The following is a 24,148-nucleotide window of genomic DNA, read 5'->3' as shown; positions in this document are numbered from 1 at the left end:
GGGGGATATTGGGGGCGCTGACTAGGCTAAAGTTCTATCCACCCGAATCGATTAAATTGAAAACGTCAAGCGAATGTGCTTGTCGTCCGGGGTGTCGAGGATTAAAGCCGTGATGCAGTGCACCCGATCTGGGCTGCGAACACTGTAAATGGATCTCCGATAACTCGGACCGCATCGAAACGCCGCGAGGTTTAGATGGCGAATGTGACGAAAAGCCGGCCTCTGTCGCCGCATCTGCAAATTTACAAGCCAATCCCGACCATGATGGCGTCGATCATGCACCGCATTACCGGTGCTGCGCTGTATTTTGGTACCGTGCTTGTCGCCTGGTGGCTGATCGCCACGGCGTCGGGTGGCGTCTATTACGACTGGGTCCAGTGGGCGATGAGTTCGATCATCGGCAAGCTGATCCTGATAGGCTACACTTGGGCGCTGATGTATCACATGCTGAGTGGCCTTCGCCATTTTATGTGGGATCTCGGCTATGGCTTCGAGAAGCATTTTACCACCAAGCTGGTGAAGGTCTCCTTCGTCGTGTCGCTCTGTCTGACCGCGCTGATCTGGGTCATCGCCTTCATCGTGCGCTAAGGAGATAAATTCATGGATATGCGTACACCTCTCGGCAAGGTTCGCGGTCTTGGATCTGCCAAGGATGGCACCGAGCATTTCTGGCGCCAGCGCGTTACGGCCGTTGCCAACGTTCCGCTGCTGATCATTTTCGTGATCTTCCTCGTCATGTATGGCGGCGCGCCGTATGAAGACGTGACGGCTGCCCTGTCCAACCCGCTGGTGGCGGTGGTTATGGGCCTGGTGGTGATCTCCGGCATCATTCACATGAAGCTCGGCATGCAGGTCATCGTCGAAGACTACGTGCACGCGGAAATCCCGAAGCTCGTGCTCCTGATGCTCAACACATTCTTCGCAATCTTGATGGGCGCGCTCTGTCTTTTCGCCATCTTGAAGATCGCATTCGTAGGATAATTCAAAATGGCATCCATTCATAACACCGCCCCGAACGGCAAGGCCTATACCTACGTAGACCATTCCTACGACGTTGTTGTCGTCGGCGCCGGCGGCGCCGGTCTGCGCGCGACGCTCGGCATGGCCGAGCAGGGATTCAAGACCGCCTGCATCACCAAGGTTTTTCCGACCCGTTCGCATACGGTTGCGGCACAGGGCGGTATCGCCGCCTCGCTCAACAACATGACGCCGGACTCCTGGCAGTGGCATCTGTATGACACCGTCAAGGGTTCCGACTGGCTCGGCGACGTCGATGCCATGCAGTATCTCGCCATGGAAGCACCTAAAGCGGTCTATGAACTCGAGCATTACGGCGTGCCGTTCTCGCGTAACGAGGAAGGCAAGATCTATCAGCGCCCGTTCGGCGGTCACATGCAGAACTACGGCGAAGGCCCACCGGTGCAGCGCACATGTGCTGCGGCCGACCGTACCGGCCACGCCATCCTGCACACGCTGTACGGCCAGTCGCTGCGCAACAATGCCGAATTCTTCATCGAGTATTTTGCCCTCGACCTGATCATGTCGGATGACGGTAGCCGCTGTACCGGCGTTGTCGCCTGGAACCTGGACGACGGCACGATCCATCGCTTCTCCGCGAAGATGGTGGTGCTGGCGACCGGCGGTTATGGCCGCGCCTATTTCTCGGCGACGTCCGCCCATACCTGCACCGGCGACGGTGGCGGCATGGTGGCGCGCGCCGGCCTACCGCTGCAGGATATGGAATTCGTGCAGTTCCATCCGACCGGCATTTACGGCGCGGGTTGCCTGATCACGGAAGGCGCGCGCGGCGAAGGCGGCTATCTCGTCAATTCCGAAGGCGAGCGCTTCATGGAGCGTTACGCACCGTCGGCCAAGGACCTGGCCTCGCGTGACGTCGTCTCGCGCTGCATGACCATGGAAATCCGCGAGGGCCGTGGCGTCGGCAAGAACAAGGACCACATCTTCCTGCATCTCGACCATCTGGATCCGGCGGTGCTGAATGAGCGGCTGCCGGGCATTTCGGAATCGGCGAAGATCTTTGCCGGCGTCGATGTGACCCGCGAGCCGATCCCGGTCCTGCCGACCGTGCACTACAACATGGGTGGCATTCCGACCAATTACTGGGGTGAAGTGCTGAATGCCGACAGCAACAATCCGGAACGTGTGCTGCCCGGTCTGATGGCGGTCGGCGAAGCTGGCTGCGCTTCGGTGCATGGTGCAAACCGTCTCGGCTCGAACTCGCTGATCGACCTGGTCGTGTTCGGCCGTGCCGCTGCTATCCGCGCGGCGGAGGTCATCGATCGCACCACGCCGATCCCGGCTCTCAATATTGCCGCCTGTGACAAGATCATGGATCGCTTCGACAGCATCCGCAATGCCAACGGCTCGACCCCGACGGCCGTGCTGCGCGACAAGATGCAGCGCGCCATGCAGGAAGATGCCGCCGTGTTCCGGACCCAGGAAGCACTCGAAAGCGGTTGCCGCCGGATTTCGGCGATCTGGAAGGAAATGCCGGACATCAAGGTGACCGACCGTTCGATGATCTGGAACTCCGACCTCGTCGAAACGCTCGAGCTGCACAACCTGATGGCCAATGCGATCACCACGGTCTATGGCGCCGAGGCCCGCAAGGAAAGCCGCGGCAGTCACGCCCGCGAAGACTATGTCGACGGTCCTTTCGCCGGTCGTGACGACGTCAACTGGCGCAAGCATACGCTGGCCTGGGTCAACGAGGCCGGCGACGTGAAACTCGACTACCGCCCGGTTCACACTGAACTCATTGCCGAAGGCATCGATCCCTACAAGATCGCGCCCAAGGCACGTGTTTATTGATCTGCAGAGGAACTGGACATGGTTGAACTCGCTCTCCCGAAGAACTCGCAGATGACCGAAGGCAAGGTCTGGCCAAAGCCGACCGCTGCCAAGAATGTGCGGGAATACCGCGTCTATCGCTGGAACCCGGATGACGGCCAGAACCCGCGTATCGACACGTTCTATATCGATATCGACGATTGCGGCCCGATGGTTCTCGATGGTCTTCTTTACATCAAGAACAATATCGATCCGACGTTGACGCTGCGCCGTTCCTGTCGCGAAGGTATCTGCGGATCCTGCGCGATGAATATCGACGGCACGAACACGCTGGCCTGCACCAAGGGTATGGACGAGATCAACGGCACGGTGAAGGTCTATCCTCTGCCGCATATGCCGGTGGTCAAGGATCTGATCCCGGATCTGACCAACTTCTACGCGCAGCATCGGTCGATCGAACCCTGGCTGAAGACGGTTTCGCCGCCGCCGGCCAAGGAATGGAAGCAGAGCCATGAGGATCGCCTGAAGCTCGATGGCCTCTATGAGTGCATCCTGTGCGCGTGCTGCTCGACATCCTGTCCGAGCTACTGGTGGAATGGCGACCGCTATCTCGGTCCGGCCGTTCTGCTGCAGGCCTATCGCTGGCTGATCGACAGCCGCGACGAGGCGACCGGCGAACGCCTCGACAATCTCGAGGATCCCTTCCGTCTCTATCGCTGCCACACGATCATGAACTGCGCGCAGGCCTGCCCGAAGGGGCTGAACCCGGCCAAGGCGATTGCCGAGATCAAGAAGATGATGGTCGAGCGCCGCGTCTGATCGGTTGCATAGACGGTGAGGCAAATCAACACGGCCGCCCGGTTTCGACTTGGGCGGCCTTATTTTGTCCGCATATCAACGGCCTATCGTCAAATTGCCATATGGAACTTGATTAACCATATGCGCGTAACATATTTCTAACCCAGATATACGGCAGATTGCGGCGGATGTCGCTTGAGCGGGAGTGTGATGATGAAATTGAACCACGCGGTTACGGGAGTGGCCATCTTGTTGGCGCTCGCAGGTTGTCAGCGGACGTCCTACAACAGCGCGAGCGCTGCCAATACCGCTCTGCCGCCGCTGCAGGCTTCACCCGTGCCTTCGGTTCAATCCGGCCAGCTGCCGCCTCCGGGTGCAACCGACCCGTCGCAATTTCCGGTCGCCCCGGCCAATACCGCCGCGATGACACCGGGTGTCGGTGCGGGCGCACCCCCGGCCACGGCGCTGGATGTGACGAAGGAATCGATGGTTGGCAACTGGCGCGTCCAGAATGGCGGCTCCACCTGCGACATGTTCCTGACGCTGACCAATCTCGGCAGCGGCTCGCGTGGCGGTACCCGCGGTTGCGCTGGCGAACTAACGGCGATGGGTTCCTGGGAAGTTTCCGGCCGCCAGGTCCAGCTCAAGGACCGCAATGGCAACACGATCGGCAGCCTCTACAAGACCGCCGACGCGCGTTTCGATGGCACGACCAATTCCGGTCAGCCCGTCAGCCTCAGCCGCTAATCCTCTCTCATCCCTGCGGCAGCCCGGATGAGGCTGTCGCCCAGGCAGAGCTTGTTCATGCAGCCTATTCCTGATTATGCGCTCAGCGTCGTAGAACAGCTGCGGGCGATGACCGAAGCTGGCACGCTGAAGGCCGATGCGGCGCAAATGGGTGTTGCAGGCAGGCTTGACCGGATTCTCACGGAACTGAAAAGTCGCCGCCCGGCCGCCAAGAAAAGTGCGCTGGGCTGGATCTTCGCGCAGAAGCGGAAGCCGGAGCAACCGATCAGGGGGCTGTACGTGCACGGCAGTGTCGGTCGCGGCAAGACCATGCTGATGGACCTGTTTTTCAATCTGGCTCCGGTTGAGAAGAAGCGGCGGGCGCATTTTCATGAATTCATGGCCGATGTGCACGCACGCATCCACGCCCACCGGCAAAAGCTGAAGGCCGGCGAAACGAAACAGGCTGACCCGGTGCCGCCAGTCGCCGCAGCGCTGCGCGAAGAAGCCGAACTTCTGTGCTTCGATGAATTCACCGTCACCGATATCGCCGATGCGATGATCCTGGCACGGCTCTTCACCGAGCTGTTCGCGCGCGGTTGCACACTGGTTGCGACGTCCAATGTCGAGCCGACCAATCTCTACCGGGATGGTCTCAACCGCGGTCTCTTTCTGCCCTTTGTCGATCTGCTGAAGCGCTATGTGGAAGTGGCGACGCTTGATTCTCCGACGGACTACCGGATGGAGAAGATGGAGAGCCTGCCGGTCTATGTGGCGCCGCTGTCACCGGAAGCGCGCCGTCAGATCGACCTCGCCTGGCGTCATGTGACGGACGGGGCGCGGGAAGCTCCCATGTCGATCGAGATGAAGGGCAGGCAGATCGATATCCCCCGCGCCGTAGGGCGAGTGGCCCGGTTCACCTTTGACGAGCTTTGCAGCAGGCCGCTCGGCGCATCGGATTACCTCGCCATTGCGCAGCGGTTCGACGTGGTCTTCGTCGAAGACGTGCCGCATCTCGGGCCGGAAAAACGTAACGAAACGAAACGGTTCATCATACTCATCGATGCGCTTTATGACGCGAGCGTCCGGCTGTTTGTCTCCGCAGCGGCCATGCCAGAGGTTTTGCTTACCGAGAAAAAAGGCACGGAAGGCTTCGAGTTCGATCGTACCATTTCGCGCCTATTTGAGATGCGCAGCGCGGACTATCTTGAGCTTCATCAGGCAAATCGTCACGTTGCTGACATCTGATTGTCGCAAATTATTACGTTTACGTAAGAATTTGATGATCTAACCGATTGAAATTTATACACCGAAAATTATCGTTTGCGATTCTATGTGGTTGGGGCTATTCGGTCTGTCCACAAGGATGGACTAACACTCGTCTCGACCTTGGTTATGGATCTAAAAGGAAGCTCTTCAATGGCGCGCAATAAGATCGCTCTTATCGGTTCTGGAATGATTGGTGGAACGCTGGCGCATCTCGCCGGTCTGAAGGAACTGGGCGACATCGTCCTGTTCGACATTGCTGACGGCATCCCGCAGGGCAAGGGTCTCGACATTGCCCAGTCCTCGCCGGTCGAAGGCTTCAATGCGAAGATGACTGGCGCGAGCGACTATTCCGCCATCGAAGGCGCTGATGTTTGCATCGTCACCGCCGGCGTTGCCCGCAAGCCGGGCATGAGCCGAGACGATCTGCTCGGCATCAACCTCAAGGTCATGGAACAGGTCGGCGCCGGCATCAAGAAGTATGCTCCGAATGCCTTCGTCATCTGCATCACCAACCCGCTCGACGCGATGGTCTGGGCGCTGCAGAAGTTCTCCGGCCTGCCGGCCAACAAGGTCGTCGGCATGGCTGGCGTTCTCGACTCGTCGCGCTTCCGCCTCTTCCTGTCGGAAGAATTCAACGTGTCCGTCCAGGACGTCACGGCCTTCGTTCTCGGCGGCCATGGTGACACGATGGTGCCGCTCGCCCGTTACTCGACCGTCGGCGGCATTCCGCTCACCGATCTGGTCAAGATGGGCTGGGTCACCAAGGAACGTCTTGAAGAAATCATCCAGCGCACCCGCGATGGCGGCGCCGAAATCGTCGGCCTGCTGAAGACCGGTTCTGCCTACTATGCGCCTGCCGCTTCGGCTATCGAAATGGCCGAGTCCTACCTCAAGGACAAGAAGCGCGTGCTGCCTTGCGCCGCCTTCCTCTCGGGCCAGTACGGCGTCAAGGACATGTATGTCGGCGTTCCGGTCGTCATCGGTGCCGGCGGCGTCGAGCGCATCATCGAAATCGACCTGAACAAGGCTGAAGAAGAAGCCTTCCAGAAGTCGGTCGGCGCGGTTGCCGGTCTTTGCGAGGCCTGCATCAACATCGCCCCGGCTCTCAAGTAATTGCCATTCCGCCCAAGACAGGGACACGACAATGAACATTCATGAATACCAGGCCAAGGCTCTTCTGAAGAGCTTTGGTGCACCGGTCGCCGAAGGTGTGGCGATCTTCTCTGCAGAAGAAGCCGAAGCCGCAGCAAAGCAGCTTCCGGGCCCGCTCTACGTGGTCAAGAGCCAGATCCATGCTGGCGGTCGCGGCAAGGGCAAGTTCAAGGAACTTGGTCCGGACGCCAAGGGCGGCGTTCGCCTCGCTTTCTCGATCGACGAAGCCAAGAGCCACGCCAAGGAAATGTTTGGCAATACGCTGGTGACCGCCCAGACCGGCGACGCCGGCAAGCAGGTCAACCGCCTGTATATCGAAGATGGTGCCGACATCGCCCGCGAACTCTATTGCTCGCTGCTGGTCGACCGTTCGGTTGGTCAGGTGGCCTTCGTGGTTTCGACCGAAGGCGGCATGGACATCGAGGCTGTCGCGCATGACACGCCGGAAAAGATCCATACCATCGCGATCAATCCGGAAACCGGCGTGACGGATGCCGATGTTGCCGCCATCTCCAAGGCGCTTGAGCTTTCGGGTGCAGCTGCCGAAGATGCCAAGTCGCTGTTCCCGATCCTCTACAAGGCCTTTGTCGAAAAGGACATGGCGCTGCTCGAAGTGAACCCGCTGATCGTCATGAAGAATGACCATCTGCGTGTGCTCGACGCCAAGATGTCGTTCGACGGAAACGCCCTGTTCCGCCACGACGACGTCAAGGCGCTGCGCGACGAGACCGAGGAAGACGCCAAGGAAATCGAAGCCTCCAAGTGGGACCTCGCTTACGTGGCGCTCGACGGCAATATCGGCTGCATGGTCAACGGTGCCGGTCTCGCCATGGCGACGATGGACATCATCAAGCTCTACGGCAAGGAGCCGGCCAACTTCTGCGACGTCGGCGGTGGTGCCGGCAAGGAGAAGGTCGCGGCTGCGTTCAAGATCATCACGGCTGACCCGAAGGTCGAGGGCATCCTCGTCAACATCTTCGGCGGCATCATGAAGTGCGACGTCATCGCGGAAGGCGTTGTCGCCGCCGTGCAGGAAGTCGGCCTCAAGGTTCCGCTCGTTGTCCGTCTCGAAGGCACCAATGTCGAGCTCGGCAAGAAGATCCTCAACGAATCTGGTCTTGCGATCACCGCTGCCGACGACTTGGACGATGCTGCCAAGAAGATCGTCGCTGCGATCAACGCTTAATTTAAGGACCGGAAACAATGTCTATTCTCGTCAATAAAGACACCAAGGTCCTCGTTCAGGGCCTGACCGGCAAGACCGGTACCTTCCACACCGAACAGGCTCTTGCCTATTACGGCACGCAGATGGTCGGCGGTATCCACCCGAAGAAGGGCGGCGAAACCTGGACCGGCTCGAAGGGCGAAAGCCTGCCGATCTTCGCTTCGGTCGCCGAAGCCAAGGAACGCACAGGTGCCGACGCTTCGGTCATCTACGTTCCGCCAGCAGGGGCTGCCGATGCGATCATCGAGGCGATCGAAGCCGAGATCCCGTTCATCACCTGCATCACCGAAGGCATTCCGGTCATGGACATGGTTCGCGTCAAGGCGCGCCTCGACCGCTCCAAGTCACGCCTGCTCGGCCCGAACTGCCCGGGCATCATGACCCCGGAAGAATGCAAGATCGGCATCATGCCGGGCTCGATCTTCCGCAAGGGCTCGGTCGGTATCGTCTCGCGCTCCGGCACGCTGACTTATGAAGCCGTGTTCCAGACCTCGAACGAAGGCCTAGGCCAGACCACGGCTGTCGGCATCGGCGGCGACCCGGTCAAGGGCACCGAGTTCATCGACGTGCTCGAAATGTTCCTGGCCGACCCGGCCACGACCTCGATCATCATGATCGGCGAAATCGGCGGTTCGGCTGAAGAAGATGCGGCGCAGTTCCTCATCGACGAAGCCAAGAAGGGCCGCAAGAAGCCGATGGCAGGCTTCATCGCCGGTCGGACTGCTCCGAAGGGCCGCACGATGGGTCATGCCGGTGCTGTCGTTTCCGGCGGCAAGGGCGACGCAGAATCGAAGATCGAAGCCATGGAAGCGGCTGGCATCAAGGTTTCGCCTTCCCCGGCACGCCTCGGCAAGACGCTGGTCGAAGTCCTCAAGGGCTGAGCCCATATAAAGCAAGTGCCAGGCAAGGGGATCGGTTCATCATCTCTTTGCCTGGTTTCGGCATTTAAATCGAAGGCCCCGCTCGGACGCGGGAAAGCGGCAGACCGGATCCGGTCATCATCTCAATTCGGGAGGCGAGCCAGGGCGCTCGCGAAACACCATGAGTAGGCAAGAAGCCAACGAGCAGTTCCTGATCACGTCCTTCCTCGACGGATCGAACGCAGCCTATATCGAACAGCTTTACGCGCGCTATCAGGAAGATCCGTCGTCGCTATCGGGCGAATGGCAGTCTTTCTTCAAGGCGCTTGCGGACAACCCGGCCGATGTGAAAAAAGCCGCATCCGGCGCGTCATGGCAGCGGAAAAACTGGCCGATCGCCGCTAATGGCGAGCTTGTCTCGGCCCTCGATGGCAATTGGGGCACGATCGAGAAGGTCGTCGAGACCAAGGTGAAGGCCAAGGCGGAAGCAGTCGGCAAGCCGATCTCCGAAACCGAGGTTCTCCAGGCGACCCGCGACAGTGTGCGCGCCATCATGATGATCCGCGCCTATCGCATGCGCGGCCACCTGCATGCCAATCTCGATCCGCTCGGCCTTGCCGCACCGGTTGACGACTACAACGAGTTGTCGCCGGCGGCCTACGGTTTCACCGAAGCCGACTACAGCCGCAAGATCTTCATCGATAATGTGCTGGGTCTCGAATACGCGACCATTCCGCAGATGCTCGACATCCTCAAACGGACCTATTGTTCGACGCTCGGCGTCGAGTTCATGCATATCTCCGATCCGGAAGAAAAGGCATGGATCCAGGAGCGCATCGAAGGCCCGGGCAAGGGTGTCGAATTCACCCCGATCGGCAAGAAGGCGATCCTGCAGAAGTTGATCGAGGCGGAAGGCTTCGAGCAGTTCATCGACGTCAAGTACAAGGGCACCAAGCGCTTCGGTCTCGATGGCGGTGAATCGCTTATCCCGGCGCTGGAGCAGATCATCAAGCGTGGCGGCCAGGAAGGCCTTGAGGAGGTCGTTCTCGGCATGGCCCATCGTGGCCGCCTGAACGTTCTGACCAATGTCATGGCAAAGCCGCATCGCGCGGTGTTCCACGAGTTCAAGGGCGGTTCGTTCAAGCCCGATGAAGTCGAGGGCTCCGGTGACGTGAAGTACCATCTGGGTGCTTCCTCTGACCGCGAATTCGACGGCAACAAGGTTCACCTGTCGCTGACGGCAAACCCGTCGCATCTGGAAATCGTCAACCCGGTCGTCATGGGCAAGGCCCGCGCCAAGCAGGACCAGCTCGCCAAGACCTGGGACGGCGATGTCATTCCGCTCAAGGAACGCTCGAAGGTCCTGCCGCTGCTGCTGCATGGTGATGCGGCGTTTGCCGGCCAGGGCGTGGTTGCCGAAATCCTCGGCCTGTCTGGCCTGCGCGGTCACCGCGTTGCCGGAACGATGCATGTCATCATCAACAACCAGATAGGCTTCACCACCAATCCGGCCTTCTCGCGTTCGTCGCCTTATCCGTCGGACGTCGCGAAGATGATCGAAGCGCCGATCTTCCACGTCAACGGCGACGATCCGGAAGCGGTGACCTATGCCGCCAAGATCGCCACCGAATACCGGATGAAGTTCCACAAGCCTGTCGTCATCGACATGTTCTGCTATCGCCGCTTCGGCCATAACGAAGGCGACGAGCCTGCGTTCACGCAGCCGAAGATGTACAAGGTCATTCGGGGCCACAAGACGGTCGCGCAGATCTATGCTGAGCGCCTGATTTCCGAAGGCCTGATGACCGATGGCGAATTCGAGAAGATGAAGGCCGACTGGCGCGCCAATCTCGAGACCGAGTTCGAAGCCGGCCAGAGCTACAAGCCGAACAAGGCCGACTGGCTGGACGGCCAGTGGTCGGGCCTGCGCTCGGCTGACAACGCCGACGAACAGCGCCGTGGCAAGACTGCCGTGCCGATGAAGTCGCTCAAGGAAATCGGCCGCAAACTGTCGGCCATTCCGGAGGGCTTCAAGGCGCATCGCACGATCCAGCGCTTCATGGACAACCGTTCGCAGATGGTCGAGACCGGTGAAGGTATCGACTGGGCGATGGCCGAGGCGCTTGCCTTCGGGTCGCTGGTCCTCGACGGCCACAAGATCCGCCTGTCCGGCCAGGATTGTGAACGTGGCACGTTCAGCCAGCGCCATTCGGTTCTCTACGATCAGGAAACCGAAGATCGCTTCATCCCGTTGGCCAATCTTGCGCCGAACCAGGCCAAGTACGAAGTCATCAACTCGATGCTGTCCGAAGAGGCCGTTCTCGGCTTCGAATACGGCTATTCGCTGGCCCGCCCGAACGCGCTGACGCTCTGGGAAGCCCAGTTCGGCGACTTCGCCAACGGTGCGCAGGTCGTATTCGACCAGTTCATCTCGTCGGGTGAACGCAAGTGGCTGCGCATGTCCGGCCTCGTCTGCCTGCTGCCGCATGGCTATGAAGGCCAGGGGCCGGAACATTCCTCGGCCCGCCTCGAGCGTTGGCTGCAGATGTGCGCCGAAGACAATATGCAGGTTGCCTATTGCACGACGCCGGCCAACTATTTCCATATCCTTCGCCGTCAGATGAAGCGCGACTTCCGCAAGCCGCTGATCCTGATGACGCCGAAGTCGCTGCTGCGCCACAAGCGGGCCACGTCGAGCCTGGCCGAAATGGCGGGTGAATCATCCTTCCACCGCCTGCTGTGGGATGATGCCGAAGTGATCAAGGACGGTCCGATCAAGCTGCAGAAGGATGCCAAGATCCGTCGTGTCGTGATGTGCTCGGGCAAGGTCTACTACGATCTGCTCGAAGAACGCGAAAAGCGCGGCATCGACGACATCTACCTGCTGCGTATCGAACAGCTCTATCCGTTCCCGGCCAAGGCCCTGATCAACGAGCTGTCGCGCTTCCGCAATGCCGAGATGGTCTGGTGCCAGGAAGAGCCGAAGAACATGGGCGCATGGTCGTTCATCGACCCTTACCTCGAATGGGTTCTTGCTCATATCGACGCCAAGTATCAGCGTGTTCGCTACACCGGTCGTCCGGCTGCGGCATCGCCGGCAACGGGCCTGATGTCCAAGCATCTCGCCCAGCTCGAAGCCTTCCTGGAGGACGCACTGGGCGGTTGATCCGCCCAGTCACCATCTCCATCGACCGAAACGTTCTCTGATTAACGGAATTGAGATCATGGCCACTGAAATCCGCGTACCCACCCTCGGCGAATCCGTCAGCGAAGCCACCATCGGCACCTGGTTCAAGAAGGTCGGCGATGTCGTCAAGGCTGACGAGCCGCTCGTCGAACTGGAAACCGACAAGGTCACGGTCGAAGTGCCGTCGCCGGTTTCGGGTGTCCTGACCGAAATCGTTGCCCAGAACGGCGAAACCGTCGGTCTCGGCGCTCTGCTTGGCCAGATCAGCGAAGGCGCTGCTGGCGGTGTTTCGGCCGCTCCGGCCGCCGCACCTGCTCCAGCCGCTGCACCTGCTGCCGCAGCACCGGCTCCGGCTGCCGCCGCTATGCCGGCTGCACCAGCAGCCGCCAAGGTCGCTGCCGACAACAACATCTCTACTGCCGATGTCGATGGATCCGGCAAGCGTGGCCAGGTGCTGAAGGGCGACGTGCTCGCCGCTATCGCCAAGGGTTCTTCTGCTCCGGCCGCTGTTGCCGCACCGGCTGCACCGCGTCCGGCATCGGGCGCCAACGACGTCGTGCGTGAGGAACGCGTGAAGATGACGCGCCTGCGCCAGACGATCGCCAAGCGCCTCAAGGATGCCCAGAACACGGCGGCTATGCTGACCACCTATAACGAGGTGGACATGTCGGCCGTGATGAGCCTGCGCACCAAGTACAAGGACATCTTCGAGAAGAAGCATGGCGTGAAGCTCGGCTTCATGGGCTTCTTCACCAAGGCAATCACGCATGCGCTGAAGGAACTGCCGGCCGTCAACGCCGAAATCGATGGTACCGACATCATCTACAAGAACTACTGCCATGTCGGCATGGCCGTCGGCACCGACAAGGGCCTCGTCGTGCCGGTCATTCGCGATGCCGACCAGATGACGGTTGCGGAAATCGAGAAGGAACTCGGACGCCTTGCCAAGGCTGCCCGTGACGGCTCGCTGTCGATGGCCGACATGCAGGGCGGCACCTTCACGATCACCAATGGCGGCGTCTACGGCTCGCTGATGTCCTCGCCGATCCTGAATGCGCCGCAGTCGGGTATCCTCGGCATGCACAAGATCCAGGACCGTCCGGTTGCCATCGGCGGCCAGGTCGTCATCCGTCCGATGATGTATCTGGCATTGTCCTATGACCACCGTATCGTCGACGGCAAGGAAGCCGTGACCTTCCTGGTTCGCGTCAAGGAAAGCCTGGAAGATCCGGAACGTCTGGTTCTCGATCTCTAAGGAGCAGCCGCGATGGATCCGCTTGCCGTGTCGGCGTCTCCGCTCCTGCCCTTGATCGGCGGGAGCGTGATCCTTCTGGTTCTGCATGTTCTCATGCAGTCCATGATTGCCACTACGGAACTTGGCTCGGCCTGGAACGCGGGTCCACGCGACGAACAGAAAAGGCCGGCGGGCAAATTCGCCGGCCGGGCAGAACGGGCGTCTGCCAATTTCCGCGAGACCTATCCCGGCTTTCTGGCCCTTGCCTTCGGCCTGCTGCTTGCCGGCAAGGCTGCGGGGATCGGCCTTGCCGGTGCCGGCATCTGGATGGCGTGCCGGCTTGTCTACATCCCGCTCTATCTCTGCGGCATTCCCTATGTGCGGTCGCTGGTCTGGTTGGGTTCAATGGCGGGCATGGGACTGATGTTCCTCGCCCTGATGTTCTAGGACGATAGGCGATGTTGGGCTTTCGCGCGCTTTCCGGCTCAGCCATACTGACCCTTCTGGCTCAGCCGCTGATGGCGGCCGACTGCCCGATCGAACGGGCCATCTATGCCGAAGCTGAAGCCGGGGCCGAACTGCGCTTTCAGGCGGCAAGCGGCGAAAACACTCCGGTCAGCCATGGCTTTTCGCTGATCGCCAAGAGCGCAGCCAGGTCTCTGGATGGCCATGTGATCTACGATCCGGAGATCGAGCGGCCCGTCGCGATGATCATGAACAATTGCCCGGAAGGTGACGTTACGGGCGCGGATCTTGCTGCCTGCACCGTCTGGAAGGGCATCATCTATAGCGCAGACAAGGCCTCCGGCCACATCGACCTGTTGCCACCGGAAGGCACCGGCGCACCCGACAGCCTGTTGCTTCCGGGGTTTGGTCCCGCCTTCGCCCAGTCCTCGCTCGGCAAGGGGCTGGAAACGGCACCCTGGGATATCTTCGAATTCAAGGGTTGCGCATCATGAGCGACCGTCCCGTTCTTCTTGTCACCGGCAGCAGCCGCGGCATTGGTGCTGCAGTCGTGTTGAAGGCGGCGCGTGCCGGCTGGGACGTGCTGATCAACTACGTCTCGAATCGCGCAGCGGCGCAAGCGCTGGCCGCCGAAGTCGTTTTGCTGGGTGCGCGCGGCGAAATCGTACAGGGTGACACCGGGACGGAAGAGGGCATAGCCGCGATCTTTGCCGCCGTCGACCGTCAATTCGGCAGGCTCGATGGCCTGGTCAACAACGCCGGTGTCGTCGATCAGACGGCGCGGGTGGAAGACTATCGCCGCGAGCGGCTGGACCGGATGTTTGCCATCAATGTGATCGGCAAGATCCGCTGTGCTTCCGAGGCGGTCAAGCGCATGTCGACGGTCCATGGCGGTCGCGGCGGGCCGATCGTCAACATTTCATCCATGGCTGCCGTCCTTGGCAGTCCTGGCCAGTATGTCGACTATGCCGCCTCCAAAGGGGCCATTGATACGTTCACGATCGGGCTTGCGCGCGAAGTTGCCAACGAGGGCATCCGCGTGAATGCCATCCGGCCGGGCGTGATCGACACCGATATCCATGCCTCCGGCGGCCTGCCGGATCGTGCGGCGGCCTTGGCCCCGAGCATACCGATGCAACGGCCCGGCACGTCCGAGGAAGTTGCCGACGCCGTTCTCTATCTCATCTCCAGCCAGGCATCCTATGTGACTGGCGCCATCTTGAATGTCAGCGGCGGACGGTAGTCGCCGAAAACGAAGGAAGCATCCCATGTCTTACGATGTTGTCATTATCGGCTCCGGCCCCGGCGGTTATGTCTGCGCGGTCAAGGCTGCCCAGCTCGGTCTCAAGGTCGCGGTCGTCGAAAAGCGCGCCACCTATGGCGGTACCTGCCTGAATGTCGGCTGCATTCCGTCCAAGGCGCTGCTGCACGCCTCGGAAGTCTTCCACCATGCCGGCTATGGCATGGCCGATCTCGGTGTCGAAGTCGGCGCGCCGACACTCAACCTCGGCAAGATGATGGCGCACAAGGATGCGACCGTGAAATCGAATGTCGATGGCGTCTCCTTCCTGTTCAAGAAGAACAAGATCGACGGCTTCACCGGCACAGGCAAGATCGTTTCGGCCGGCAAGGTCTCGGTGACGGGCGACGACGGCAAGGTTCAGGAAATCGAAGCGAAGAACATCGTCATCGCCACCGGTTCCGACGTTGCGGGCATTCCGGGCGTGCCGGTCGAGATCGACGAGAAGGTGATCATCTCCTCGACCGGCGGCATCGCGCTGGACAAGGTGCCGGCCCATATGATCGTGGTCGGCGGCGGCGTCATCGGCCTTGAACTCGGCTCCGTCTGGATGCGTCTCGGCGCCAAGGTGACGGTCGTCGAATATCTCGACAAACTGCTCGGCGGCATGGACGGTGAAGTGTCCAAGCAGTTCCAGCGCATGATGGCCAAGCAGGGCATGGATATCCGCACCGATGCCAAGGTTACCGGCGTCGAGAAGACCGCTTCGGGCGCCAGGGTCACCTATGAGCCGGTCAAGGGCGGCGAAGCGCAGACGGTCGATGCCGATGTCGTGCTGATCGCCACCGGCCGCAAGCCCTACACCGCTGGCCTTGGCCTCGAAGAAGCCGGCGTTGCACTCGACAACCGTGGTCGCGTCGAGATCGACGGCCATTTCCGCACGAATATTGCCGGGATCTTCGCGATCGGCGACGTGGTCAAGGGACCGATGCTGGCGCACAAGGCAGAGGACGAGGGTGTGGCGCTTGCCGAAATCCTCGCAGGCCAGCACGGCCATGTGAACTACGATGTCATTCCGGGCGTCGTCTATACCCAGCCGGAAGTCGCGTCCGTCGGCAAGACCGAGGAAGAGCTGAAGGCTGCGGGCATCGCCTACAAGGTCGGCAAATTCCCGTTCACGGCGAACGGCCGCGCACGGGCGATGGTCGCTACGGACGGCTTCGTCAAGATCCTGGCCGACAAGGACACAGATCGGGTTCTCGGCGGCCATATCATCGGCTTCGGTGCCGGCGAGATGATCCACGAGATCGCCGTGCTGATGGAGTTCGGCGGTTCGTCGGAAGATCTCGGCCGGACCTGCCATGCGCATCCGACGATGTCGGAGGCGGTCAAGGAAGCGGCTCTCGCGACCTTCTTCAAGCCGATCCACATGTAATCGGCGGCTTCTCGAAAGAGGAGTGAAATCGGAAATTATTATATTTCCGTAATGTTCTAAGCCGCGGCTTGTGCATCAAGTCGCGGCTTTTATCATTCCGAGGCGATATTCCGTAAATGCTTGACAAAGGGCAAGAATATGACCTCCGCAATCCTGGCTTACTCCATTCCGCAACGCGTGCTTCACTGGCTGATGGCGGCTTTGATCATCTTCAACTTGCTGGTCGCGGAAGCGATGGAAGAGACGGTGGAGGCGTTCGAGGACGGGACCGTGCCGTCCGCCGATGATCTGGCCGGTGCCAATCTGCACGCCTATGTCGGCATCGCCGTGCTCTGTCTCGCCGTGGTCCGGCTGGTGCTGCGGATTGTGCAGGGCGCACCGGATGCGCCGGCCGGTGAGCCGCCAATCTTCAAGCTGGCCGCCAAGGTGGCGCATTGGAGCTTCTACGGGCTGTTCATCGCGATCCCCTTCAGTGGCATCGGCAAATATTATTTCGGCAATGACACGGCCGGCTTCCTGCATGGCGGGCCGCTCAAGTCGCTGATGTGGCTATTGATCACAGTGCATATCCTGGCGGTCCTGGTACACCAGTTCTACTGGAAAACCTCCCTGGCTCAGCGCATGACCAAGGGCTGACGGGCAACAGACAAGCGGGGCCTCAGATGGCATTGGCAAGAGCCGGTATCGTCACATTGCCGCATCCGGCCCTTCCGCGGCGGACTGGGCCGATTGTTATGTCGTGAGCGTCCCCGAACCGGACCTTCGAGCAATCGACGCGGCCCGGCGTGTCCTAGGCTCGGCCCCGGCATGGATCCGGTCGCTGCTTGCGCTGCGCAACCGGCTGGTTGCTGTGGCCGGGCTGAAATTGGCCGAACTGAAAATCGGTGCAGCCGAGACGGTCGGCGCCTTTCCGATCGTCAGCGAGAGCGACCGGCAGGTGGTGCTCGGCTTTGACGACAAACATCTCGATTTCCGCATCGTGGTGGATGTGCGGCAGGAGGACGGACGGGGGAGCGTCGTTGCGGTCACGACCGTGGTCGCGCGACATAACCTTGGCGGCCGGGCCTATATCGCGGTCGTCACGCCGTTCCACAAGGTGATCGTCAAATCGCTGCTCAATCGCCTTGCTGCGCGGACCTGATCAGCTTCCGACCGCCGTCACTGTATAGCCCTGCTTGCGCAGCAGTTCGACGAGACCTTCCTCGCCCGGCAGATGCAGGGCACCGACGGCGATGAAGGCATTGCCCTTTGCGAGATGCGGCTGGCTGCCTTTAGCCATCACAACGTTTCGGTCCTGGACAATGCGGCGCTCGAAGGCGGCATAGGCGCTGTCATCCGTGTCGGATCCACTCGGCGTGACCGCTTCGAGCATCGGCATGGTCATGCCGATGTCGCCCGAAAGGTAGATCTCGGTCATCGTCTCGATCACGTCTTCCATCTTGCCGCCGAGCGCCATGGTCTCGATCAGTGCCTTGAAATGGAAGTCGACGGGCAGGTCCGCCATGGCCTGCAATTGCTCGACCAGGGTCTCCAGTCCTGCCACCGGCTTGCCGGCCTTGATCGCATCCTCGGCGATCTGCTTGTCGAGGAAAGACGCGCCGGCCGCCTTGCGGGAAATCTCGCAGGCGGGCAGCGCCACGAAACTGGCCAGGATCCAGGGCTTCATCTTGGCCACTGTGGCCAGCGACAAACCGCGCTGTTTCAAGCCCTGGTCAAGCTCCTCCACCTGCTCGGGGTTGAGGTGATCCTTGACCGTTTTGCCATCGGTAAACATGGTCAGTTCGGGATGCATGAGGAGGGCCGCACCGGCCTTTTTCTCATCAAGGATCTCGTCCGATTCGATGACGATGATGTCGGCCTTCGCCGCAGCCTCGCGGGCGCCTGCCGGCATGGTCAGCACGCGCGGATCGGTGACATGCATGGTGCCGAGCAGCCACGAGGGCTTCAAGCCGTCTTTCTCGATCTTCCAGAAGATGCCCTTGCCGTTGGGCGTCTTGGCCGCCTCGTCACGGACCTTGTCCAGCAAGGCCGGATCGTCGCGCTCCATGGCGACAAGCAGGTTCTGGCCGGTGCATTTGATGGTATCGGCTTTCGCCGGCGAGAGGCTGAACAGAACCAGCACCAGCGACAGCAGCAAGGCCAGCGGCAGGGCGCCCGCCAGCCAAAGTGCCGCTTCTCCAAGCGACAGGCGCGACAGATAGGGGCGAAGATTTTGCAGCAATGGCGCGTTCATGACGGATCCCGTTTGATCGCGGCAGACTAGGCCGGTTGCTCCTCACGATCTGTTAAGGATCGTGGTTAATGCGGGCTCAGGCGCGCGGATGGGCGCGATCGTAGATGTCGAGAAGGCGGGCCGAATCGACTCCGGTGTAGATCTGCGTGGTCGACAGGCTGGCATGGCCCAGCAATTCCTGGATGGTGCGCAGATCGCCGCCGCCGCCCAGGAGATGGGTCGCGAAGGAGTGGCGCAACGCATGGGGCGTTGCGGAGTCCGGCAGGCCCAGCGCCGAGCGCAGGCGCTGCATCTCGCGCTGGATGATTGCCGGCTGCAGCCTTGCGCCGCGGGCGCCGCGAAAAATCGGCTCGTTGTCCGGCAGATGATAGGGGCAGAGTTTTGAATAGGTCGCAACCGCTTCGGCCACGACCGGCAACAGCGGCACAAGCCGCGTCTTGCCGCCCTTGCCGGTGACGCGCAGGCTGGTGACGTTTGCGCGGAACGCGGCCGGCGTCAGGTCGAGCGCTTCGGAAATCCGTAGGCCGCAGCCGTAAAGCAGCGACAGCACGGCGGCATCGCGGGCCGCGATCCAGGGTTCTTCGTTCATCTGCGTGTCGCGATCGACAACTTTCAGCGCCTGGCTTCCGGTCAAGGGTTTCGGCAGGGATTTCGGTTGCTTGGGCGAGCGGATCGCACCGGCCCCGGCCGCGTTGACGAGATCCTTGCGCTCCAGATAGCGGAGGAAGGATCGAAGGCCGGCGAGATGGCGACCAAGCGATCTGGCGCCGTCGCCGTCCTTGCGACGTGCCGCCAGAAATCCGCGCAGGTCTGCGGGCCGAAGGTTCTCGATGTCGCGGATCCTGACCGTGCCGCCGACGTAACCGGACATGAAGATGAGAAACTGCCGCGTGTCGCGCTCATAGGCTTCCAGCGTGTTGCCGGCCAACCGTCTTTCCGAGCCCAGGCTTTCCAGCCAGGCTGCGCGTTCGCCAAGGAGTTTTTCGTCTGCAGGGATCAAAGCGGACCTTTCAGCGTTTTTACCGATTGCTGGCGCATCGGTGATGCTGTCTGACGATGCCGCCAGCGGGTTAGGATAAGACTAACGAGGCGGGATTGTCATGCTCGGATCACACTCGACTGCGATAGAGGCTTTGTCCAACAGGCGAGGTAGATAATGTCGCGTCGTGATCCCGTGGCGACCTTCGGTCAAATCGCAGATACCGTGTCGCTGTTTTCCCATGGTCGCCCGGGCCATATCGTCGATACGCTGATCGCCGAGCGTGGGAAAAACATCGTCACGCATCCGCTGTGGCCGGCGATGCGACCGTTCATCTACAGTCTTCTGCGTTACGACAAAGCGATCGAGTTCGCCAATGACATTGCCAATATGCCGGGTTTCCAAGCGTTCGAATACCTGAGCGCCGTGCTCGACCTGACGATCAGGGTCAACGCGCCGGAGCGCATTCCGGCCAAGGGCGGCTTCATTCTCGTCAGCAATCATCCGACGGGTATTGCCGACGGGGTGGCGGTGTTCGATCTCCTCAAGGATCGCCGACCGGACATGATGTTTTATGCCAATCGCGACGCTGTGCGTGTCAATCCCCGCTTTGTCGAGATGATCATTCCGGTCGAATGGCGTGAAGAGCACAAGTCCAAGCTCAAGGCCCGCGAGACGCTGAAGCTCACCAACCACGCCGTCGAGCAGCAGAAGGCGACCATCCTGTTTCCCTCCGGCCGCATTGCGTATTGGGCGAATGGCCGGCTGAACGAGCGGCCATGGAAGACTTCAGCTGTCGGGCTTTCTCGCAAATACGACCTGCCGATCCTGCCGGTGCACATGAAGGCGCGCAATTCTGGCCTGTTCTACTGGCTCGCCAAATGGTCGACCGAACTGCGCGACATGACCGTGTTCCACGAATTGCTGAACAAGAAGGGCGACCTGTTCGATTTCACCATCGGCAACCTCATCCAGCCGGAGGAACTGGAGGGGGATCTCGCCGACGTCACGAGAGCGCTGGAGCGCCATACGGTGAATGATCTGGCGGCGGACGAAAACGCGCGCTTTGCCCGCCATTTCTAACCTGCTTGTTCTCACTTGCTGTCTTTGGCTAAAGTGCCGCGATGCAGCTAAGGTCCATGTCCGCCCAGAACTACCGATCCCTGCGCAAGATCCGCATGGATCTCGCCGGCGTCAATCTGTTCATCGGCGCGAACGGCGTCGGAAAATCCAATCTCTATCGTTCACTGCAACTCGTGCAGGCGGCGGTCCGTGGCAGGCTTACCCATGAGATTGCGGCCGAGGGCGGCATGGCGTCGGCGCTGTGGTCCGGTCAGAGACGGCTTGAAAAGAATTTCCGTATAAAGTTCGAAGTTGAGATCCTGGACCAGGAGCGTGCCGTCACCTTCATCTATAGTGTGGAAGCAGGGCTTCGTCCGCCGGAAGGCGCTGCCGGATTTGCCTTCGAGCCGCAGGTGAAGGCCGAGCATTTCGCGATCGAGACCGGTTCGCGACCGGTGACGATGATGAAGCGGGACGGCCCGGGCATCATGGTCCGCGACGAACGCGGGCGGATGGAGGCATATCCCGAGCAGGCGATGACCTCTGAGACGGCAATCGCGCTGCTCGGCGATGCTGGGCACTATCCGGAAGTCGGTACCTTTCGACGCATGGTCGATGGCTGGCGTTTCTTCCATGGCTTTCGCACCGATCGCGATTCGCCGCTGCGTCGCCCGTGCCTTGCCGTGACGGCGCCGATGCTGGATGAAGACGGGGGCAATCTGGCAGCGGTGCTGGCAACATTGGTCCATACCCGGCAGGACACGGTCGAGCTCGATGCCGCGATCTCATCGGCCTTCGGCGGTGCGCGACTGAAGGTGCCGGAGCCCGGCGAACATGCCGAATTCGGTGTCGTGTTTCCGGATTTCCCGCAACGGGTATTCCATCCGCGCGAATTGTCGGATGGCCAGATCCGCTTTCTGGGTCTGGCGACAGCGCTGATGTCCTATCGTCTGCCGCCGCTGATCGCCCTGAATGAGCCTGAATCGAGCCTGCATCCCGATATGCTGGATCCGTTAGCCGATATGATCGCCGAGGCCTCTCGGTACAGCCAGATTTGGATCGTCACCCATTCAGAACATCTGGCGGCCGCCGTGTTTGCCCGTTGCGGGGCTCGGCCAAAGCGGGTCATTCGCCAGGACGGGGCGACCTGGATCGACGGTATGCGCCTGACCGGCATGGCCAACGAAGAGGACGACTAGTCTTTCGGGTTCACTTTTGTTCTGTCTCGGGGCATGGTCCGCGCCCATGAACGAAGATTCGTCCAATCTTTTCGGCAAGCTTTTCGATGCGCCCGTCCGGCGCGTCGTGCCGGTGCTTGTGCCGATGCCGGCACCCACTGCCTATAGCTATGCCGTGCCGGATGGCGTCACGGTGACGCCGGGGTCGATCGTGCAGGTGCCGCTCGGCCCCCGCCAGGTGATCGGCGTCGTCTGGGACGGCGAGGACCAGACCTCCGTCGATCCGAAAAAACTGCGCGAGATCACCAAGGTTTTCGACACTCCGCCGTTCGACCCGGATATGCGGACCTTTCTTGACTGGGTTGCCAATTACACCCTTTCTCCGCCGGGCTATGTTGCGCGCATGGCGCTGAGAGCGCCGGCGGCCCTTGATCCGGAACCGATGATCGAGGGACTGCGGTTCAACGGCTACCAGCCGGAGCGGATGACGCCGGCGCGGCGCAAGGTGCTGGAGCTTGCCGGAGATGGTCTCTCCTGGACAAAGAGTGGCCTTGCGCATGCCTGTGGTGTGTCGAGCAGCGTGATCGACGGCCTCCTGTCGCAAGGGGTTTTCGAACAGGTCTTCCTGCCTCCTCCGCCGATCGTCGCCCTTCCGGATCCCGACTATGCGGAGCATCGGCTCGCGGGGCCGCAGAAAGAGGCGGCCGAGGAGATCCTTGAGGCTCTGAAGTCTGGTGGCTTTTCTGTCGCCCTAATCGACGGCGTGACCGGGTCGGGCAAGACGGAAGTCTATTTCGAGGCGATTGCCGAGACGCTGCGCCAGGGCAAGCAGGTCCTGATCCTGTTGCCGGAAATTGCGCTGACGGCCAATTTTCTCGACCGCTTCCATGACCGGTTCGGCGCGAAGCCCGGCGAGTGGCATTCCGACCTTGCGACGCGGACGCGGGAAAAAGTCTGGCGACAGGCCGCCACCGGTGAGATACGCGTCGTGGCCGGTGCCCGGTCGGCCCTTTTCCTGCCGTTCGAAAATCTCGGCCTGATCATTGTCGACGAAGAGCATGATCCGGCCTTCAAGCAGGAAGACCGCGTCTTCTACAATGCCCGCGACATGGCGGTGGTCCGGGCAAGGATCGCAGGCTTTCCCGTCGTGCTGGTCTCGGCGACGCCTTCGGTCGAGAGCCAGGTGAACTGCCTTGCCGGCCGCTACAAGCGTATCCACCTGCCGACGCGATTCGCCGATGCGGCGATGCCGGATCTGCATCTGATCGACATGCGGCGTCATCCGCCGGAGCGCGGCGGCTTCCTCTCGCCTTTGTTGCTGCGTTCCGTCGGCAAGGCCGTGGAGCGCGGCGAACAGGCGCTGCTCTTCCTCAACCGGCGTGGTTATGCGCCGCTGACGCTTTGCCGCGTCTGCGGCCATCGTTTCCAGTGCCCGCAATGTTCGAGTTGGCTGGTGGAGCACAGGTTTCGTGGCCAGATCCAGTGCCATCAATGCGGCTATCATGAGCCGACGCCGAATGCCTGCCCGGAATGCGGCACACTCGACCATCTGGTTGCCTGCGGCCCAGGTGTGGAACGAATTGCCGAAGAGGTCGAGAAACACTTCCCCGAAGCGCGCACGCTCGTGCTGTCTTCGGACCTTGGCGGGGTCAAGCGCCTGCGGCTGGAACTGGAGGCGATCGCCAATGGCGAGGCCGATATCGTCATCGGCACGCAGCTGGTGGCCAAGGGCCACAATTTTCCGCTGATGACGCTGGTTGGCATCATCGATGCGGATATCGGCCTGTCGAATGGCGACCCGCGTGCAGCCGAGCGCACTTTCCAGCTGCTGTCGCAGGTCACCGGCCGTGCCGGACGGACGGGTCGCAAGAGCCTTGGCCTGCTGCAGACGTTCCAGCCGCAGCATCCGGTGATGCAGGCGCTGGTGTCCGGCGATGCGACTGCATTTTATGAACGCGAGATCACCGAGCGTGAACGGGCGCAACTGCCGCCTTATGGCCGTTTGGTGTCGATCATCGTGTCGGCCGACAGTCGGGGCGAGGCCGAAGGGCACGCAAGAGCGCTCCGACAATCGGCGCCCAACGAGCCGGGTATAGCCATTCTGGGGCCGGCCGAGGCGCCGCTGGCGCTGATCCGTGGCCGGCATCGCTTCCGCCTGCTTGTCCATGGCAAGCGCAGCAGCGACATGCAGTCCTTCGTCAAGACCACGCTGGCTCGCGGACCTAAGGAAAGGAAATCGATCCAGGTGCAGGTGGATGTCGATCCGCAGAGCTTCCTGTAGCCACAGGCAATGC

The 24,148-nt window shown here is 61.1% G+C and carries 22 protein-coding genes; 20 read left to right on the top strand and 2 right to left on the bottom strand.

The window, feature by feature from the left end; translation table 11 throughout:
- Positions 1-195 precede the first annotated feature (195 nt).
- From sdhC to IM739_RS01475, 17 genes are all read left to right on the top strand, one after another.
- On the top strand, positions 196-588 hold the full coding sequence (gene sdhC / locus IM739_RS01555) for a succinate dehydrogenase, cytochrome b556 subunit (RefSeq protein ID WP_237369520.1): 393 nt from the start codon (positions 196-198) through the stop codon (positions 586-588).
- A gap of 12 nt (positions 589-600) precedes the next feature.
- Entirely contained in the window at positions 601-981 is a 381-nt protein-coding gene (gene sdhD, locus IM739_RS01550) for a succinate dehydrogenase, hydrophobic membrane anchor protein (protein WP_237369519.1), read from the top strand.
- Positions 982-987: 6 nt separating this feature from the next.
- Positions 988-2,832 (top strand): succinate dehydrogenase flavoprotein subunit, encoded by a 1,845-nt coding sequence (sdhA, locus tag IM739_RS01545; RefSeq protein ID WP_237369518.1) that lies wholly within the window; start codon positions 988-990, stop codon positions 2,830-2,832.
- An 18-nt stretch (positions 2,833-2,850) separates the two neighbouring features.
- Positions 2,851-3,630 (top strand): succinate dehydrogenase iron-sulfur subunit, encoded by a 780-nt coding sequence (locus IM739_RS01540; protein WP_237369517.1) that lies wholly within the window; start codon positions 2,851-2,853, stop codon positions 3,628-3,630.
- A gap of 192 nt (positions 3,631-3,822) precedes the next feature.
- Entirely contained in the window at positions 3,823-4,356 is a 534-nt protein-coding gene (locus IM739_RS01535) for a protease inhibitor Inh/omp19 family protein (protein ID WP_237370935.1), read from the top strand.
- A 57-nt stretch (positions 4,357-4,413) separates the two neighbouring features.
- A complete protein-coding gene (gene zapE, locus IM739_RS01530; protein ID WP_237369516.1) occupies positions 4,414-5,583 on the top strand; it encodes a cell division protein ZapE in 1,170 nt (389 codons plus the stop codon).
- 171 nt (positions 5,584-5,754) lie between these two features.
- Positions 5,755-6,717: a malate dehydrogenase gene (mdh, locus tag IM739_RS01525; protein ID WP_237369515.1), complete on the top strand. Its 963-nt coding sequence runs from the start codon at positions 5,755-5,757 to the stop codon at positions 6,715-6,717.
- Between the two features lie 31 nt (positions 6,718-6,748).
- On the top strand, positions 6,749-7,942 hold the full coding sequence (gene sucC / locus IM739_RS01520) for an ADP-forming succinate--CoA ligase subunit beta (RefSeq protein WP_237369514.1): 1,194 nt from the start codon (positions 6,749-6,751) through the stop codon (positions 7,940-7,942).
- A gap of 17 nt (positions 7,943-7,959) precedes the next feature.
- Complete coding sequence (gene sucD / locus IM739_RS01515) at positions 7,960-8,862, top strand: succinate--CoA ligase subunit alpha (protein WP_237369513.1); 903 nt, start codon at positions 7,960-7,962, stop codon at positions 8,860-8,862.
- A 160-nt stretch (positions 8,863-9,022) separates the two neighbouring features.
- The gene (locus IM739_RS01510) at positions 9,023-12,007 is read left to right on the top strand and encodes a 2-oxoglutarate dehydrogenase E1 component (RefSeq protein ID WP_237369512.1); all 2,985 of its coding nucleotides are present in this window, start codon (positions 9,023-9,025) and stop codon (positions 12,005-12,007) included.
- A gap of 58 nt (positions 12,008-12,065) precedes the next feature.
- Positions 12,066-13,283 carry a 2-oxoglutarate dehydrogenase complex dihydrolipoyllysine-residue succinyltransferase gene (odhB, locus tag IM739_RS01505; protein WP_237369511.1) on the top strand — a complete coding sequence of 406 codons (1,218 nt, stop codon included), beginning with the start codon at positions 12,066-12,068 and terminating at the stop codon, positions 13,281-13,283.
- A 12-nt stretch (positions 13,284-13,295) separates the two neighbouring features.
- Positions 13,296-13,709 carry an MAPEG family protein gene (locus tag IM739_RS01500; protein WP_237369510.1) on the top strand — a complete coding sequence of 138 codons (414 nt, stop codon included), beginning with the start codon at positions 13,296-13,298 and terminating at the stop codon, positions 13,707-13,709.
- 11 nt (positions 13,710-13,720) lie between these two features.
- On the top strand, positions 13,721-14,221 hold the full coding sequence (locus IM739_RS01495; protein WP_237369509.1) for a hypothetical protein: 501 nt from the start codon (positions 13,721-13,723) through the stop codon (positions 14,219-14,221).
- The gene (locus tag IM739_RS01490) at positions 14,218-14,970 is read left to right on the top strand and encodes an SDR family oxidoreductase (RefSeq protein ID WP_237369508.1); all 753 of its coding nucleotides are present in this window, start codon (positions 14,218-14,220) and stop codon (positions 14,968-14,970) included. Before IM739_RS01495 ends, IM739_RS01490 begins: the two co-directional genes overlap by 4 nt.
- 25 nt (positions 14,971-14,995) lie before the next feature.
- Entirely contained in the window at positions 14,996-16,402 is a 1,407-nt protein-coding gene (gene lpdA, locus IM739_RS01485; RefSeq protein WP_237369507.1) for a dihydrolipoyl dehydrogenase, read from the top strand.
- A gap of 138 nt (positions 16,403-16,540) precedes the next feature.
- A complete protein-coding gene (locus tag IM739_RS01480) occupies positions 16,541-17,038 on the top strand; it encodes a cytochrome b (protein WP_237369506.1) in 498 nt (165 codons plus the stop codon).
- A 103-nt stretch (positions 17,039-17,141) separates the two neighbouring features.
- Complete coding sequence (locus tag IM739_RS01475; RefSeq protein ID WP_336886404.1) at positions 17,142-17,543, top strand: DUF2867 domain-containing protein; 402 nt, start codon at positions 17,142-17,144, stop codon at positions 17,541-17,543.
- Here IM739_RS01475 and IM739_RS01470 read toward each other — a convergent pair whose 3' ends face one another.
- Together IM739_RS01470 and IM739_RS01465 are read right to left on the bottom strand one after the other, a co-directional pair.
- Positions 17,544-18,635 carry a TraB/GumN family protein gene (locus tag IM739_RS01470; protein WP_237369505.1) on the bottom strand — a complete coding sequence of 364 codons (1,092 nt, stop codon included), beginning with the start codon at positions 18,633-18,635 and terminating at the stop codon, positions 17,544-17,546. It abuts the gene before it with no gap.
- Between the two features lie 76 nt (positions 18,636-18,711).
- Positions 18,712-19,635, bottom strand: a complete 924-nt coding sequence (locus IM739_RS01465) for a tyrosine recombinase XerC (protein WP_237369504.1) — start codon at positions 19,633-19,635, stop codon at positions 18,712-18,714.
- Between the two features lie 156 nt (positions 19,636-19,791).
- Between IM739_RS01465 and IM739_RS01460 the strand changes: the two genes are divergently transcribed.
- Genes IM739_RS01460 through IM739_RS01450 form a run of 3 tightly spaced genes read left to right on the top strand, consistent with a single transcriptional unit; the run spans position 19,792 to position 24,135 of the window.
- Complete coding sequence (locus IM739_RS01460) at positions 19,792-20,697, top strand: GNAT family N-acetyltransferase (protein WP_237369503.1); 906 nt, start codon at positions 19,792-19,794, stop codon at positions 20,695-20,697.
- A gap of 41 nt (positions 20,698-20,738) precedes the next feature.
- Positions 20,739-21,875, top strand: a complete 1,137-nt coding sequence (locus IM739_RS01455; protein WP_237369502.1) for an AAA family ATPase — start codon at positions 20,739-20,741, stop codon at positions 21,873-21,875.
- Positions 21,876-21,921: 46 nt separating this feature from the next.
- Positions 21,922-24,135 carry a primosomal protein N' gene (locus tag IM739_RS01450; RefSeq protein ID WP_237369501.1) on the top strand — a complete coding sequence of 738 codons (2,214 nt, stop codon included), beginning with the start codon at positions 21,922-21,924 and terminating at the stop codon, positions 24,133-24,135.
- Positions 24,136-24,148 lie beyond the last annotated feature (13 nt).

Source organism: Rhizobium sp. SL42, assembly GCF_021729845.1.
Taxonomy (GTDB): Bacteria; Pseudomonadota; Alphaproteobacteria; order Rhizobiales; family Rhizobiaceae; genus Allorhizobium.
Note: the sequence above shows the minus strand (reverse complement) of the source record. Positions and strands in the feature narration are given on the sequence as shown.